Annotated in this window: 15 protein-coding genes and 1 pseudogene; 7 read left to right on the top strand and 9 right to left on the bottom strand. The window is 71.0% G+C overall.

Features of this window, described 5'->3' with window-relative positions; all coding sequences use genetic code 11:
- The first annotated feature begins 71 nt into the window (after positions 1-71).
- Together AB0D59_RS15320 and AB0D59_RS15315 are read left to right on the top strand one after the other, a co-directional pair.
- Entirely contained in the window at positions 72-671 is a 600-nt protein-coding gene (locus AB0D59_RS15320) for a non-oxidative hydroxyarylic acid decarboxylases subunit B (protein WP_362564990.1), read from the top strand.
- Positions 671-2,203, top strand: coding sequence for a UbiD family decarboxylase (locus tag AB0D59_RS15315; RefSeq protein ID WP_362564988.1), 1,533 nt, complete (start codon positions 671-673; stop codon positions 2,201-2,203). Before AB0D59_RS15320 ends, AB0D59_RS15315 begins: the two co-directional genes overlap by 1 nt.
- 32 nt (positions 2,204-2,235) lie before the next feature.
- Here AB0D59_RS15315 and AB0D59_RS15310 read toward each other — a convergent pair whose 3' ends face one another.
- From AB0D59_RS15310 to AB0D59_RS15285, 6 genes and pseudogenes are all read right to left on the bottom strand, one after another.
- The gene (locus AB0D59_RS15310; protein ID WP_362564986.1) at positions 2,236-3,207 is read right to left on the bottom strand and encodes a sigma-70 family RNA polymerase sigma factor; all 972 of its coding nucleotides are present in this window, start codon (positions 3,205-3,207) and stop codon (positions 2,236-2,238) included.
- Complete coding sequence (locus AB0D59_RS15305) at positions 3,204-4,145, bottom strand: sigma-70 family RNA polymerase sigma factor (RefSeq protein ID WP_362564984.1); 942 nt, start codon at positions 4,143-4,145, stop codon at positions 3,204-3,206. The genes AB0D59_RS15310 and AB0D59_RS15305 overlap by 4 nt, the downstream gene beginning before the upstream one ends.
- A 107-nt stretch (positions 4,146-4,252) precedes the next feature.
- A complete protein-coding gene (locus tag AB0D59_RS15300) occupies positions 4,253-5,614 on the bottom strand; it encodes a carotenoid oxygenase family protein (RefSeq protein WP_362564983.1) in 1,362 nt (453 codons plus the stop codon).
- Positions 5,615-5,712: 98 nt separating this feature from the next.
- Positions 5,713-5,832 (bottom strand): annotated as a pseudogene (locus AB0D59_RS15295) (alpha/beta hydrolase); the annotation flags it as partial.
- A gap of 59 nt (positions 5,833-5,891) precedes the next feature.
- Positions 5,892-6,479 (bottom strand): hypothetical protein, encoded by a 588-nt coding sequence (locus tag AB0D59_RS15290; protein ID WP_362564981.1) that lies wholly within the window; start codon positions 6,477-6,479, stop codon positions 5,892-5,894.
- 867 nt (positions 6,480-7,346) lie between these two features.
- A complete protein-coding gene (locus AB0D59_RS15285; protein ID WP_351736365.1) occupies positions 7,347-7,736 on the bottom strand; it encodes a cold shock domain-containing protein in 390 nt (129 codons plus the stop codon).
- A gap of 263 nt (positions 7,737-7,999) precedes the next feature.
- Here AB0D59_RS15285 and AB0D59_RS15280 point away from each other — a divergent pair, with 263 nt between their 5' ends.
- A complete protein-coding gene (locus tag AB0D59_RS15280; RefSeq protein ID WP_362564979.1) occupies positions 8,000-8,800 on the top strand; it encodes an SAM-dependent methyltransferase in 801 nt (266 codons plus the stop codon).
- 167 nt (positions 8,801-8,967) lie between these two features.
- On the opposite strand, the gene AB0D59_RS15275 is transcribed toward AB0D59_RS15280, so the two are convergent.
- Positions 8,968-9,864, bottom strand: coding sequence for a helix-turn-helix transcriptional regulator (locus tag AB0D59_RS15275; RefSeq protein ID WP_362564978.1), 897 nt, complete (start codon positions 9,862-9,864; stop codon positions 8,968-8,970).
- A 93-nt stretch (positions 9,865-9,957) separates the two neighbouring features.
- On the opposite strand from AB0D59_RS15275, the gene AB0D59_RS15270 reads away from it, so the two are divergent.
- From AB0D59_RS15270 to AB0D59_RS15255, 4 genes are all read left to right on the top strand, one after another.
- The gene (locus AB0D59_RS15270) at positions 9,958-10,578 is read left to right on the top strand and encodes a non-oxidative hydroxyarylic acid decarboxylases subunit B (RefSeq protein WP_362565085.1); all 621 of its coding nucleotides are present in this window, start codon (positions 9,958-9,960) and stop codon (positions 10,576-10,578) included.
- Positions 10,579-10,609: 31 nt separating this feature from the next.
- Positions 10,610-12,031, top strand: a complete 1,422-nt coding sequence (locus AB0D59_RS15265) for a non-oxidative hydroxyarylic acid decarboxylases subunit C (protein ID WP_362564976.1) — start codon at positions 10,610-10,612, stop codon at positions 12,029-12,031.
- 37 nt (positions 12,032-12,068) lie between these two features.
- Positions 12,069-12,329, top strand: coding sequence for a non-oxidative hydroxyarylic acid decarboxylases subunit D (locus AB0D59_RS15260; protein ID WP_362564974.1), 261 nt, complete (start codon positions 12,069-12,071; stop codon positions 12,327-12,329).
- A 494-nt stretch (positions 12,330-12,823) separates the two neighbouring features.
- Positions 12,824-13,456, top strand: coding sequence for a UbiX family flavin prenyltransferase (locus tag AB0D59_RS15255; protein WP_362564972.1), 633 nt, complete (start codon positions 12,824-12,826; stop codon positions 13,454-13,456).
- Positions 13,457-13,627: 171 nt separating this feature from the next.
- Here AB0D59_RS15255 and AB0D59_RS15250 read toward each other — a convergent pair whose 3' ends face one another.
- Together AB0D59_RS15250 and AB0D59_RS15245 are read right to left on the bottom strand one after the other, a co-directional pair.
- On the bottom strand, positions 13,628-13,984 hold the full coding sequence (locus tag AB0D59_RS15250; RefSeq protein ID WP_362564971.1) for a hypothetical protein: 357 nt from the start codon (positions 13,982-13,984) through the stop codon (positions 13,628-13,630).
- A 191-nt stretch (positions 13,985-14,175) separates the two neighbouring features.
- Positions 14,176-15,315, bottom strand: coding sequence for a hypothetical protein (locus AB0D59_RS15245; protein ID WP_362565083.1), 1,140 nt, complete (start codon positions 15,313-15,315; stop codon positions 14,176-14,178).
- Between the last annotated feature and the right edge of the window lie 20 nt (positions 15,316-15,335).

Below are 15,335 nucleotides of genomic sequence, written 5' to 3'. Positions count from 1 at the left end.
ATTTGCCATCGCAAGTCGAGTGCTCTACATTATTCCGTGTACGGACTTACCGTGTACGGAAGGTTTTGTTCATGCCTCGACGAGTGATCTTGGGGATGACCGGGGCGACCGGCGCCGTCCTCGGTGTCGAACTGTTGCGCCGGCTGCGGGAGCAGCCCGACGTGGAGACCCATCTCGTGCTGTCCCAGTGGGCCAGAGCGACCATCCATCTGGAGACCGACCTCTCGGTCCGCGAGGTCACCGACCTCGCGGACGTGACCTACGCGTGGAACGACCAGGGTGCGGCGATCTCGTCCGGGTCGTTCCCGGTGGACGGGATGATCGTCGCGCCGTGCAGCATGAAGACCCTCGCAGGGATCCGCACCGGATACGCCGACGGCCTCATCCCGCGCGCCGCCGACGTCACCCTGAAGGAACGGCGTCCCCTGGTGCTGGTGCCGAGGGAGACCCCGCTCAGCGAGATCCATCTGGAGAACATGCTGGCGCTCTCCCGGATGGGGGTACGGATCGTGCCGCCCATGCCGGCCTTCTACAACCGTCCGGGGACCATCGACGACCTGGTCGGGCACATCGCCGTCCGGGTGCTGGACCAACTCGGCATCCAGGTGCCGTCCGCGCAGCGCTGGGACGGGATGCCCCGCCCCTCGGAACTGAAAGGCGCAATCAACTGATGTCCGAAACCACTGACTTCCGGTCCTACCTCGCCAGGCTCGAAGAGCTGGGCGACCTCCAGCGCATCTCGCGGGTGGTCGATCCGGACCTGGAGGCGTCCGCCGTCACCCGGCGCTCCACCGAGAACGGCCGCCCCGCCCCCTTCTTCGAGCACCTCAAGGGCGCCGGCGAGGGCTTCCGCATGGTCGGCGCCCCGGGCGCGCTGTCGAGCATCCCCGGGCATCCGCTGGCCCGGATCTCCCTCTCGCTCGGCCTGCCGTACACGACGACCGCCGGCGAACTCGTCGAACGACTCGCCCAGGCCGGCACCGGGGAACTGCTCCCGCCCAGGCGGGTGAGCGGCGACGGCGCGCCCTGCAAGGAGCACGTCCTCACCGGTGACGACGCCCGGCTGGACCGCTTCCCGATCCCGGTCGTCCACGAGGGCGACGGCGGCCCCTACGTCAACACCTGGGGCGTGATCGTCGCCAGGACCCCCGACGGCCGGTGGACCAACTGGTCCATCTCCCGGATCATGATGATCGACGGCCGGCACATGACCGGACTCGTTCTGCCCGGCCAGCACCTCGGCATGATCTGGCGCGAATGGGAGGCCATCGGCCAGCCGATGCCCTACGCCCTGTTCCAGGGCGGCGACCCCGGCGCCGCCGTCGTCGGCGGCATGACCGTACCCACCGAGGTCGACGAGGGCGCCTACCTCGGCGCACTCCTCGGCCGCCCCGTCGACGTCGTCAAGTGCGAGACCAACGACCTCGAAGTCCCGGCCTCCGCCGAGGTCGTCATCGAGGGCCACCTCTCCGCCACGCGGGACGCGGTCGAGGGCCCGTTCGCCGAGTTCCACGGCTGGGCACTGCCCGAGACCTCACCCCAGCCGCTGTTCGGCATCGAGGCCATCACCTACCGCAGCGACCCCGTCTGGCCGCTCGCCCCCGCCGGCCGGCCCGTCGACGACTCCCACGTGGCACCCGCCGCCGGGATCTCCGCCGAGGTCGTCTCGGAGCTGCGCAAGGCCGGAATCCCCGTCACCACGGCCTGGCTGCCGCTCGGCGCCGCCTGCTTCTGGACCGTCATCACCGTCCCCTCCCACTGGCGCGAGCTGATGCCGGGCATGGACACCGCCCGCTTCGTCCACCGCATCGGCGAGGTCCTCAACGGCACCCGGGTCGGGCGGCTCTCCCCGGTCGTCTACGTCCTCGACGACGACGTGGACCCGGCCAAGGACTCGGACCTGCTGTGGGCACTGGCCACCCGCGTGCATCCCACCCTCCGCCAGGAACAGTGGCACGGCCCGATCATGCCCTGGTACCCGTGCTTCACCGAGGAGGAACTGCACAACGGCTGGGGAGCCGTCGTCGTCCACGACGCACTGCTCCCGGCGGAGGGCCACGGCCGCGCCCCGCAGGCCACCTTCGACGGCGTCTTCCCGGCCGACGTACGCGCCAAGGTCCTCGCCGCCGAAGCCGAAGCCGAGGGCGGAGCCGAAGCCGAAGCCGAGGGCGGAGCCGATGGGGGAGCCGCCCCCGGCGCCTGAGGGGCCGGAGCAACGGGGGCAGGCCGGTCGGGTCACTGCACCGGGAGCAGCTCCATGGTCGGCAGCGGCCGGGGATGGAAGAGCCGCAGCCGGTGCACCCGTCCGGCCTCGTCGAGCGTCATCAGCCAGGCCACCGTGGGCGGGCAGTGTTCCGGGTCGTCGGACGGATTGACGATGTCCATCTCCCAGACGGCCAGCGTCCGTCCGGCGACCGCATCGGCGAGCCGCTGCCGCACCCCGGCCTCGATGTCGCCGTCCATGGCACGGACCAGGAGGTCGCCGCCGCCGACCCGGTCGTTCCCTCTGAGCAGCGCGATCTCCGGGGACCAGCGCTCCGTGAGGAGCCGGGCGAAGTGCCCGCTCTCGGCGGCGGCCAGCGTCTCCCGGGCCTGGGTCCGGGTCTCCCGGGCACGCCGGCCGGTGTCGCCGTGCGCGGTGTCCGCCGTGGCGGCGAGCGCGGCCGCGAGCTTGGCCCGGCCCTGGCTGAGTCGGCTGCGGACGGTGCCGACCGGGACCCCGCAGGCATGGGCGATCTGCTCGTAGGAGCTGACCCCGGTGGTGAAGTGGCGCAGCACCAACGGCAGCCGCAGCACCGGGGTCAGCTCCTCCAGGGCCTCCCAGACCCAGTCCCGCAGCGCGCTCTGTTCGAGCCACTGCTCCGGACCGGCCTCCGTCGACGGCAGGTGCAGGCCCTCGGCTACCGGGCGGGCCAGCACCGCGGCCCGCAGCAGGGAGCGGGCGGCATTGCGGACGATCATCCGCAGCCACGCGCCGACCGCCCCCGGATCGCGGACGTCGCCGATCCGCCGCAGCGCGGTCAGGGCCGCCTCCTGGAGTACGTCCTCGGCGTCCGGGCCCGGACCCAGGATGCTCAGCGCCACCACGCGCATGCCCGCACGATGGCGTTCGAGCAGCAGACCGAGCGCGGTCACCTCGCCTGCCTGCGCGGCAAGAGTGAGCGCCGTGTCCTCGGCGAGGGCGGCCTCGGCGGTCTCCCGGATCACGCGGACCGCCCCGGGAAGACCACGCGGAGGCTGCGGACCCTTCTGTCGGGCTTGCGGATCATGAGCCACGCGAGGGTCGGCGGGCAGGGATTCGGGATGCCGTCGGGGTTGACGGTCGCCATCTCCCAGATGGTGATGTCCGGGCTGGCCACCACGTGGCGCAGGTGCTGGGTGATCCCGCTTTGCCGGGTCCGTTCCATGGCCGGGAAGGGGTGGCAGCGTTCTCCCGGCGTGCGGAGTACGCCGACCAGTTCGGTCTCCGCCGGCCACAGCTCCAGGATCTCCCTGGGCTGACGGCCACGTATCGCGCCCTCCAGCGTGAGTTCGGCCTCCTTGCGGCTGTCCTCGACGAGACGGGACGCGTCGTCGTGGGCCTCCGTGGCCGTCCTCAGCAGCACCTCGGCGAGCTTTCCCCGGGCCTGGCTGAGCCGGCTGCGGACCGTACCGACCGGTATCTCGCAGGCACCGGCGATCTCCTGGTACGAGGTGATGCCGCTGAAGTGCCGCAGCATCAGCACCAGCCGCTGCTGCTGCGGCAGTTCCGCCATCGCGTTCCAGATCCAGTCCCGCAGGGCGTGCCGGTCGACGACCCGCTCCGGGTGCGACGGCTCGTCGGTGCGCGGGTCCAGCCGGTCGAGCCGGTCCAGACCCGGTGTCTCCCGACCGGCGCGCAACCGCATACGGGAGGTGTTGCGCACGATCGCGCGCAGCCACGCGCCGACGGCCGCCGGATCCCGTACGTCGCCGATCCGCCGTAGCGCGGTGACCACGGCGTCCTGCACCGCGTCCTCCGCGTCGGGGCCGTGGCCGAGCAGGCTCAGCGCCACCGCGCGCATCGGCGCCTGGTGGCGGGCCAACAACAGCCCGAGGGCCGCGGTCTCTCCGGACTGGGCCCTGCGGGTGAGTTCCTCATCCGTGGGGGGATCGAGAAACACCATGAAGCGAATGCCTCCGTGCGGACGTGTCACTGATGGTGGGGGGACTCTCGCACAGGGGGGTACGCCGGGCACAACTCCCGGCGTACCCTGCGTGCCGGAGTTTCCGGCTAGGCCTCTTCGGTGAGCTCCGGCAGCCAGCTTCCGTGGAAACCGGCCGGGACGGCGTACGGCAGCTCCACCACCGCCTGGACGGAGAGTTCCCGCGCGTCGAGGACGAGCAGTTCGCCGGCCTCGCCGTCGTCGTTCGAGACGAGCGACAGCAGCCAGCCCTCGTCCTCGCTCCCGCCGTCCGCCGCCGGGACGAACACCGCCTCGCCCGCGTAGCGGGCGCCGGGCGTCGCGTGCAGCTCGCTGCCCCCGCCCGTCAGGTCGTGCTTGGCGATGCCGTCGCCCGAGACGGTGTACAGATAGCGGTTCGCACGGCCGGTGAGGGTCTCGTTGTGGGTGGGGAACTCGGCGTTCCGGTCGTCCAGTTGGGACTCGGTGACCCGTCCGGTCGCCGGGTCCAGCGCCCAGCGGTACAGCATGGCGGTCGCGCCGGTGTGACCCGGTTCCGGTACGACGGCCGGGCCGGTGGGCCCGCCGATGTCGCCCCAGGCGTGGTCGAAGCCGAGGCGGTCGTAGCGCACCGCGTCGAGGACGATCCGACCCCGCTCGTCCTCGTGGGCGTTGCCGACGTGGAAGACGTAGCAGGGGTCGATGTCGAACCAGCGCACCTCGGTGCTTCCGGGTGTGCGGGACATGATGCCGAGCCGTGCGCCGTAGCCGTCGTCCCACCGGTAGGGCATGCCGCCGCGTCCGGCGAGGTCCGGGTCGAAGACGACGGGCAGGTCCATCCAGACGATGTGGTGCTCGGTGATGGCGAAGTCGTGCATCATCGTCGGGCCCGGCACCGCTATCGGCCGGCTGTCGAGCAGCTCCCCTTCCGGGGTGACCCGGTGGTAGGTGAGATACGGCGGGGCAAACCCGGTACCGAACAGGTGCAGTTCACCGGTGATCGGGTCCTCTTTCGGGTGGGCGGTCATCGAGGTGGTCAGCCGGCCGCCGAAGTCGTAGGGACCGACGGTCTCCAGCGACGGGGTGACCCAGTAGGGCAGGCCGACCTCGCACAGGGCCAGCACCGTGTCCGCGTGCCGGATGACATGGGTGTTGCCGGGCGTCGCGGCCAGGTCGACGCTGCCGTCCTCGCGGACGAACGGATGTCCCGCCAGCTCCCGGGTGCGGACCCACCGGTTGCGGTACCACTCGGCGTGGCCGTCGCGCAGCCGGATGCCGTGCAGCATGCCGGGGCCGGTGAACCAGTGCCCCTTGTCCTCGCCGGGCAGCGGGTTGGGGCCGTTGCGCAGGTAGCGGCCGTCCAGTTCGGGCGGGAGGGTGCCGCGCACGGTGAGGTCGTGGGCGCTGTGCTCCTCGGGGACCGGGGCGAAGCGGCCCCGCAGGTACAGGGGGAGGGTGGTCTCTTCGGTCATGCTGCTTTCCTTGTCGGGCCCGGCAGGGCGCTGCCGGGCGCGTTCTGGATCAGGCCGGGCGGCCGCGGCGAGGGTTCCGCGGCCGCCCGCGGCGGACGTCAGACGGTGGTCGCGGCGGCGGCCCGCTTGACCAGCGCGGCTACCTCGGCGGGCTTGGAGACGTAGACGGCGTGGCTGCCGCCGGTCTCGGTCACCGTCGCGCCGGCCCGCTCGGCCATGTGAGACGGGTCTACGGTCGTTCGTGGCCGCGTCCGCCGGGTGACGCGGACGCGACTGGTCACTGGGGTACGGACGACAGGCCCTGGGACTCCAGCAGGCGCCGCTGGGCCCGCTCCGGGTACACCTTCGTGAAGACGATCGGACCGACCAGGCCGACGACGTGGGCGGTGATGCCCACCCACGCCGGGGCGTCCACCGCGTTGCCGATGGCCAGGCTCACCGCGATGAAGGTGAAGCCGGCTCCCCAGGCACTGGTGATGTGGTTGTTGACCTGGAGGAACTCCGGCATGTCCCAGTACTCGCGGGGCGTCTGGCGCTTGGCGATGCCCAGTGTGAAGGGACGCCGGATCGCCAGGGAGCCCCAGGCGGTGGCGCCCAGCCAGACGAACGAGAGGACGTCGGAGTGGTCCTGGAGCGACGAGTCCGGGTCCGCGACGGAGACGGCGCCGATGACGACGAAGTACACGATGGTGCTGGCCTCGAGGATCAGTGCGTCGAGGTCGACCCCCCGACGGAGGTCCTGGAGCAGGAGCAGCAGCCCCGAGACGAGACCGCCGAGCGCACCCCAGCGCCAGTCGACGACGCCCGAGACGACACCGGCGACGATCCAGGGGACGAAGCCGCGCAGATAAGCCACAAAACCCATTGAGTTGTTCCTTGCTGAATGGACGGGACGGCCCCGGAGGGGGGGTTGCTCCGCAGCCGCTCTGTGAACCGACGCGGACTAGATGCGGGGCGAGAGCCAAAGTTCGACGCCGCGAGTGTGACCCTCGTCACGGCCCCCGTTCCCGTGGGCGGGCAGCGGCCCGCAAGCTGCCACCGGCGGCCCGCCTGACGCGTCCGCTGTCATGCTGACCGGCGTGATCCGCGCGGGGGCATGGCGGGGCAACCGGCGTCGGACGCTGCGCCGGATCACACAACGGCCTTACGCCTGGGCTGTGTTGCTCGGGATCCTCGTGATCACCGAGTCCCTCGCGGAGTTCGTCTCCGGGGACGGCCGCGACCGTCAGGGTGTGGAGGACCGTCAAGGAGCCGAGGCTCGCGGCGGTGATTGGTGACAGCGGCCGTCAACGGGCTCAAAAACGCCGACGGTGGCGCCGTCGACAGGCAGAACAGCCCGACGACCAGGGCGAATTGCACTCCGTCAGCGCCACCGCGGGCGCGGTCCGCGAACATCCGGCGGACGAAGACGGCCCGGGTCGCCACCCCGGGCATGCCCGCTCAGGGCGCCGAACGCCTCCTCGGCGCGGGGGACACCGCCCGCGCCGCGCTGACCGGGACGCGCCGGCTGCTCGGTGTCCCGCATGAGGACACCGGGCCCGGCACCCCCGTCGCGACGCCGATACCGGCGGGGCCGGCCGTCCAGGTCACCGTCGGCGTCGGCCCTCTGCCCATCGGCCCCTGGCGGGGACCGGGCGTACCGGCTCTGTGGCGGTCGCGGCCCGCACGGCGGGCGGACGGCTGCTTCGCTCCCGCGGCGCCTGGGCCGGCCGCCCAGCACGCCGTGGGCGGGTCAGCCCTCGATCCAGCCGTGGTTCTTCGCGAACTGGGCCAGCGCGCCGCGGACCCGCACGATCTCCTCGGCGGTGAGCGTGGGCGCCGATGCCAGCAGTGTCTCCGTGACCTCGCGGGTGAACTCGTCCGCGCTCAGCAGATCGCAGAGCGAATCGTCGTCCGGACCGAGCGTCCGGACGTCGGCTCCCCGGGCGAGCCGGACACCGGACGCCTTCGGCCCGCGCTCACCGCTCTCGATCTCGAACTCCACGGCCACGCCCGGGCGGACGTAGGACTCGGGCATCTGCATGTCGTTCACATGCAGGAAGACGTCCTCTCCGCCACCGTCCGGAGCGATGAAACCGTATCCGCGCGTGCTGTCGAACCGCACCACACGACCACTGACCATGAGAAACCCCCAACCAATCCGGGCCACCTGCCCGGGCACCTGGGCCAGATGGTAGCCAGGCCGGTGCCGGTCGGGCGACTCCACTCACTGGCCGGCCTCGGGCGGGCGGCGTCGTCCGTGGACACCGCCACGTCGCGACAGGGGCGATGGGGGTTCGGCCCATAGCCGGAACTCGGTGCATGGGCATCGAAGTTGATATGGAAAGCTGTCGCCAGCCGTCGGTGTGCCAAGGGGGGCCGGGGCGGTCATCGAGAGGAGCACACGTGACGCAGGACGGTACTCGCCCCGTGGAGATCGACACCAGCAAGCCGCATCCCGCGCGCATCTACGACTACCTGCTGGGCGGCAAGGACAACTACGACGTGGACCGCAAGGCCGGTGACCAGCTCGCCGCGGTCGCGCCCGAGGTGTGGATCTCGGTACGGGCCAACCGCGGCTTTCTGCAGCGCGCCGTCCGGCACGTCGTCGACAGCGGGGTCCGCCAGATCCTGGACGTCGGCACCGGGCTGCCCACCTCGCCGAACGTCCACGAGATCGCCCAGAAGGCCGCCCCGGACGTCCGTGTCGCCTACGTCGACAACGACCCGATCGTGAAGGCGCACGGCGACGCGCTGCTCAACCGGGCCGGCACCACCAGCATCGTCCTCGCCGACCTGCGCGACCCGCGGTCCGTGGTGGAGCACCCCGAGGTCCGCCGGATCATCGACTTCGACCAGCCCGTCGCCCTGTTCCTCGTCGCCATCCTGCACTTCATCCGCGACGCGGAGGAGCCCGAGCGGATCGTGGCCACCCTGCGCGACGCGCTCCCGGCCGGCAGCTTCCTGGTGCTCTCGCACGCCACGGACGACTTCGCCGACGACCGCAGCGAGGCCCAGGCCGTCTACAACAACGCGACCGCCACCATGAACCTGCGCCCCCGCGCCCGGATCGAGCGGTTCTTCGACGGCTTCGACCTGGTCGAACCCGGCCTGATCCAGGTCCCGTTCTGGCGCCCGGAAGCCACCCCGCCGGAGGGCTCCGAGGACATCGGCTTCTACGGCGGGGTGGCCGTCAAGAAGGGCTGAGTCGTGGCCGGGGTGTCCGGGGCCGCGCCTGGCCCCCTCGGAGCACGACATCGTGCGTGAGGACGACGTCGTAGGCGGCTTCCGCGGCAGCGATCGTGCCCGCCGGGCTCGCGCGCGAGGGGCCTGAGGCTTCCCCGGCGAGGATCACCTCCGTGCTCCGGACGGCGCTACTGCCGCGGCTTTGACCCGAAGGCGTGCGAACGGTAGTTGGTGGGGGTTTCGCCGGTGTGGTGCTTGAAGAACTTCGCGAAGGCCGTGGGAGTGGGGAAGCCGAGTCGTCCGGCGACCGCCGACGCCGGCAACTCGGTGTGGACGAGGAGGCGCCTGGCCTCAAGGACGATCCGGTCGTCCAGGTACTGCTTCGCGGTACCCCCCGTCGCCGCGAGGCAGGCGCGGGTCAGTGTCCGCGAGCTGTACCCGAGCGCCCGGGCATAGTCGGCGACCGTGCGGCTCTCGGCGAAGTCGCGCTCGACCGCAGCGTGGAACGCCCGGAACGCCTCGCTGGTCCTGGACGCACCCCGCTCGCGGACATAGAGGTGGGACAGCCTCAGCACCAGCGCCGCCAGCAGATGCCGGACGAGTTCGATCTGCGCTTCCAGCCGCAGCGTGCCCGTCTCCTTGTATGCCTCCATGAGCAGTTCGAGTGTCCGCTCGACCGGCTCGGCCTCCTTCGCGGACGGCAGCAGCGGGCCCCATGGAAAGGGCGGGTCGACCCCGGCGGCGGCGATGGTGGCCGGGTCCAGGAGACCGAGCTGGAAGAGGATCAGGGTGCCCCGCGCATGCTCCAGCCCCTCGTCGAAGCGGTAGACCTGTTCGGGCCGGATCCACAGCCAGGCCCTCGGCGGCACCGGCAGCGGCTCCCCGTCCACGGTGAGCCGGAGTGTCCCTTCCTCGACCGTCAGCAGATGGTGGAAGGCGGCCCGCGCCGGCATGCGCACATCCACTCCGTGCCCGGCGGCCCGTCGTGCGAGCCGGGCCAGCGGCAGTACCTCCAGTCCGGGCAGCGCGCCGGCAGCCGGGCGGAACGGGATCTCCACAATCCTGGACTGTCCGATTTTGAACACCTCCTGTCCAGACCCTACCGGCGATGACCCGCGAAGGCGCCTAGCGTGGAGAGCGAGACGGAATCCGGCTGGCAGATGAAGGAGGGCATCGACGTGCGCCTGATCGTGGGGATGACCGGAGCGACCGGGGCGCCGTTCGGGGTGCGGCTGCTGCAGGCGCTGAAGGAGCTGCCGGAAGTGGAGACGCATCTGGTGCTGTCCCGCTGGGCACGTACCACCATCGAGTGGGAGACCGGTCTGTCGGCCCGCGAGGTGGCCGCGCTCGCCGATGTGGTGCACAACCCGGAGGACCAGGGCGCGTCGATCTCCTCGGGATCGTTCCGCACCGACGGCATGGTGATCGTGCCGTGTTCGATGAAGACCCTGGCCGGTATCCGGGCGGGATACGCCGACGGCCTGCTGGGACGCGCCGCGGACGTCGTCCTCAAGGAGCGCCGCAAGCTGGTGCTGGTGCCCCGGGAGACTCCGCTGAGCGAGATCCACCTGGACAACATGCTGGCGCTGGCCCGTCTCGGGGCACAGATGGTGCCTCCGATGCCCGCTTTCTACAACCACCCGCGATCGGTCGACGACATCGTCGATCACGTCACCGCGCGCGTCCTCGACCAGTTCGGCCTGCCGTTCCCGGCCGCCAGGCGCTGGGAGGGGATGCGCTCGGCACGCGCGGTCGCGCTCGATACGGCACCCATTCCCGACGGTGTTCAGGCTTCCTGACGCACCGTCACCACCCTGGAGGAGAACGGACATGGCCTACGACGACCTTCGCAGCTTCCTTGACGCCCTGGACAAGGAAGGCCAACTGCTGCGCATCACCGAGGAGGTGATGCCGGAGCCGGACGTCGCCGCCGCCGCGAACGCCGCCAGCCGCATGGGGGAGTCGGCACCGGCGCTGTACTTCGACAACATCGCCGGCTTCGACAGCGCCCGGATCGCCATGAACGTCCACGGTTCCTGGGCCAACCACGCCCTGGCATTGGGCATGCCCAAGAGCACCGGCACCAAGGAGCAGGTCGAAGAGTTCATCAACCGGTGGGCGGAGTTCCCGGTCGAGCCGGAGTGGCGGGACAACCCGCTGTGGGCACAGAACTCAGTCGAGGGCGAGGACGCCAACATCTTCGACATCCTCCCCCTGGTCCGGCTCAACGACGGCGACGGCGGCTTCTACATCGACAAGGCCGGCATCGTCTCCAAGGACCCCGACGACCCCGAGAACTCCGGGAAGCAGAACGTCGGCATCTACCGCATCGAGGTCAAGGGCCCGCGCAAGCTCGCCATCCAGCCCGGACCGGTGCACGACATCGGCCTGCACCTGCGCAAGGCCGAGGAGCGGGGGGAGGACCTCCCGATCGCCATCACCCTGGGCAACGACCCGGTGATCTCGATCGTGGCGTCCACCCCGATGGAGTACGACCAGAACGAGTACGAGCTGGCCGGCGCGCTGCGCGGCGCCCCCGCCCCGATCGCCGAGGCGCCGCTGACCGGCCTGCCGGTGCCGTGGGGCTCCGAGATCGTGATCGAGGGTGTCATCGAGGGCCGCAAGCGGGAGGTGGAGGGCCCGTTCGGTGAGTTCACCGGGCACTACTCCGGCGGCCGCAACATGCCGGTGATCCGGATCGACAAGATCTCCTACCGGTCGAACCCGGTCTTCGAGCACCTCTACCTCGGCATGCCGTGGACCGAGATCGACTACCTGATGGCCGCCAACACCTGCGTGCCCCTGTACGAGCAGCTGAAGAGAGACTTCCCCGAGGTCCAGGCCGTCAACGCGATGTACACCCACGGACTGGCCATCATCGTCTCCACCAGGAAGCGCTACGGCGGCTTCGCGAAGGCGGTCGGTATGCGGGTGCTGACCACCCCGCACGGCCTCGGCTACGCGTCCACCGTGATCGTGGTGGACGAGGACGTCGACCCGTTCAACCTCCCCCAGGTGATGTGGGCGCTGTCCACCAAGATGAACCCCGGCGACGACCTCATCGTCGTGCCGCACCTGTCGCTGATGGAGCTCGCGCCCCAGTCGGACAACCCCGGCACCGGAGCCAAGCTCATCATCGACGCCACCACCCCGGTCAGGCCGGACAACCGCGGCAACTACGGCAACCAGGTACACGACCTGCCCGAGATGGGTGAGTGGCTCACCAAGCTGCAGCAGCTCGCCAAGCGGTGACCGCCCGCTGCCCCCTCTGAAAGGAGACCACACCCCCATGACCACCAAGACCCCGAAGAACGCAACACCCGCCGAGTGCCCGCGCTGCGGCCACGACGAACTCGATCAGATCCACGCCTCCCCCGTCGCAGGGGTCTGGGAGATCTACCACTGCCGGCAGTGCCTGTACAGCTGGCGCACCTCCGAGCCGGCCCGTCGCACCCGGCGCGACGCCTACCCGGACAGCTTCAAGATGACCGTCGAGGACATCCGCAACGCGGTGGAGTTGCCCGTCATCCCCCCGCTGCGGAAGTCCTGAACAAGCGGGACGCGGTCCGCGCGTCGCCGGCATCGGGCAGGTCCGGGCCACCTCCGCGCGCGGAGACCTACTGCCGTGACAGGCAACGTTCGCCCCGTCGCGGCGCCCGGCACGCACTCTCGCCGCACCAGCCGAAGACCCAAGTACGTCCAGTACGAGGGCCTCCGTCCGGCACGCCGAGAGCACGCACCGGGCGCCGCTCCTTCACGGGCAAACGTTGCCTGCCACGGCACTAGGCATCGGGGCCGGGCCGGACAGGCTTTCGCCCGGACAGGCCATGGGCGGGCGGCGCACGCCACCAGGGTGATCGGTGCGGGAGGAGGAGCCGCCGGTCGAGTGACCACCAGGATTTGGCGGTCACCGGGTGAGGTACCGATGAGCGGGAGTGCCGGACCTGGGCACTGTGCCGGTCCTCGACCTCTGCGGGCGGGGCATCGCCGGCCCGGCTAGTCACAGGCGACTGCCCATCCGGCGCGCCACGAAAGGGGATCATCGTGACCCAGCAGAACGTGACGGTCGCCGTCACGGGCGCGGGTGGCACCGGCGTGGCCAAGGCTTTGCTCGCCGCGCTTCAGCGGGATGACCGGGTCGGCCATGTCGACCTTCTGGTGTCGGCCAACGGGCGCAAACTGGTCGCCTTCGAATTCCAGACCGGAGAGGACTCGGACGCGGTGGTCCAGGCCCTGGAGGCGACGTCGCCGAAAGTGCGCTTCCTGGATCCGGCCGACATGTCCGGGCCGGTGACCAGCGGCAGCTATCCGAGCGACGCGATGATCATCCTGCCGTGTGCGGCCGGCGTCCTCGGGCGCATCGCTCACGGGCAGGCGGAGAGCCTCGTCGAGCGGGCTGCGGACGTGATGCTGAAGCAGCGGCGCCAGCTCGTGCTCTGCCTGCGGGAAGCGCCGCTGAACCTCATCCACCTGCGCAACATGGTGGCCGTCACCGAGGCGGGAGCCACCGTGTACCCCATGATCCCCACGTACTACAACGTGCCGGAGACACTCGCCCAGCTGCGGGACGAGTTCGTGGAGCGGGTCCTGCAGTTCGTGGGCCTGCCCGGCACGGACCGTTACGAGTGGGACGGCAGCGACACCGCGGCGCGACGCGAGCACGACCGAACGAGGTGAAGCGGCCCGCCCCATGCGCCGCAACGGTAGTGGCCGAGGAACTGGCTGACCGGGGCACCGCGGACGGTAAGGGCAGGACCGCGATGGAACCAGCAGGGCCGCCGCCGCTCGACGAAGGCCCTACGGGCCCGGATGGGCGATGGTTCGAGGGCAGGGCGACGGCGGCTTCGCTCAGTGGCGTCCGGTCAGGAACACCGAACGCAGCGTCAGACGGTCCGTGGCGGGGTTCCCGTGCGGACGCAGCGTCCAGGAGTCGCCGGTGCAGTCCGGCTCGGTGAACACGATCACCCACTCGTCGGTGTCGTTGTGCGGGGCGAACGCGGGCTCGGAGGCACCCGGGTCCGCGACCTCGGGCAGGGAGATGCAGCCAGGGCTGACCGGGTCATGGAGAGTGGCCGATTGAGGCAAGCCGTCGAGGCCCACGAACTTGTAGGAGAAGTCACCGGTGGCGGCGCTCGCGGAGGTCGGCAGGGTGACGACGAGAGCGAGCGCACCGAATGCGGCGGCCGCGGTGTGGCGAAGGCGCATGAGGACCATTTCCGTCTGGGGGTGACTCCCTGAGGAGCCCGGGGACCCGGGAGGTATCCGGGCCCGCCGGATACTCCATCCCCAAGCGCCGGATCCCGAGACGTGGCGTCACCCCTACGAGGTGCGATAAATCGATCCTTCAAACGCCATATCGGTGAATTTCCACTCCGCCTCTGATCCGCCGACCCCCCCTAGGGCACCCCGAGTTCGAACAGCGCGTACCCCGCGTACGAGCCGGAGGCCAGTGCCGCGAGGCCCAGTAGGAGGAACTGGCAGGGCAGGCCGACCCGACGCAGCGCGACCGCGAGCGGGACGAACAGCGGGAAGGCGGGCAGCAGATAGCGCGAGACGTTGGCGAAGTACTGCTGGCTGCCGAGCACCAGGGCCAGGGTGAGCACCGTGTGGACGACCAGCACCGCCGGCGGCCGCAGCCGGAACAGCAGCGGCAGCAGCGCGAGGTCCAGCAGTACGACACCGACCCCGATGACGTCCGCGAACGGAAGCGCGAAGAGATAGCCGAAGTGGCCCACGGCGACGGACGTCAGGACGTCCAGGGTCTGCCTGCCGTAGTCGAACTCGTGCCCCCACGCGCCCGACTGGAGCGTGAAGTAGCCGCCCCAGTCGCCCATTCGGTGGCCCACCCAGCCGAGGTAACCGAGCAGGCCCAGCGGGGCCACGAGCATCGCGGTCAGCGGACGGGCGACGCCGTCCTCGCGTCGGCGCAGCGCGAGCAGTCCGGCCAGGGAGAGCGCGGCGATCAGGGCGGCGGCGGTGGGCCGGTTGAGTCCGGCCGCGAAGGTCAGCACCCCCGCCGTCAGCCAGCGGCGGGTCAGTACCGCGTACAGCGCCCAGGCGGCGAGCGCCACATACAGCGAGTCCGAGTAGACCGCCCACTCCACGCCGGACCCCGGCCACACGGCCCAGAGCCCGGCCGCCGCCAGCCCCGCCCGGCGGCCGCCGAACCACGCGGCGACGGCGTGGATGCCCAGTGCCGCCGTGAACGAGGCCACCACCGACACCAGCAGCCCGGCACCGAACGGGCCGAGACCGGTGACCTCCATGGCCAGCCGCATGAGCGCCGGGTAGAGCGGGAAGAACGCGGCCGAGTTGCCCTGGAGGGTGATCAGGCCGGTGGCGCCGGGGACCGGGACCAGTTCGGGGTGGTAGCCGTGCAGGGCGATCTGCTGGTACCACCAGCCGTCCCAGGTGCCCAGCACGTCCCAGGCGTGCGCGCCGCCCCCGAAGCGCGGATGCTTCCTGCGGAAGTCCCCGGCCGAGTCCAGCAGATACATGAACGAGCCGAACCCGATGAGCTTCAGGACCCCGTACATCGCGAGGACCGGGCCGTAGC

The sequence above is a fragment of the Streptomyces sp. NPDC048417 genome (assembly GCF_040651615.1).
Lineage (GTDB): Bacteria > Actinomycetota > Actinomycetes > Streptomycetales > Streptomycetaceae > Streptomyces.
The sequence above is the reverse complement of the archived record's forward strand: the minus strand, read 5'-3'. Positions and strand labels throughout refer to the sequence as shown.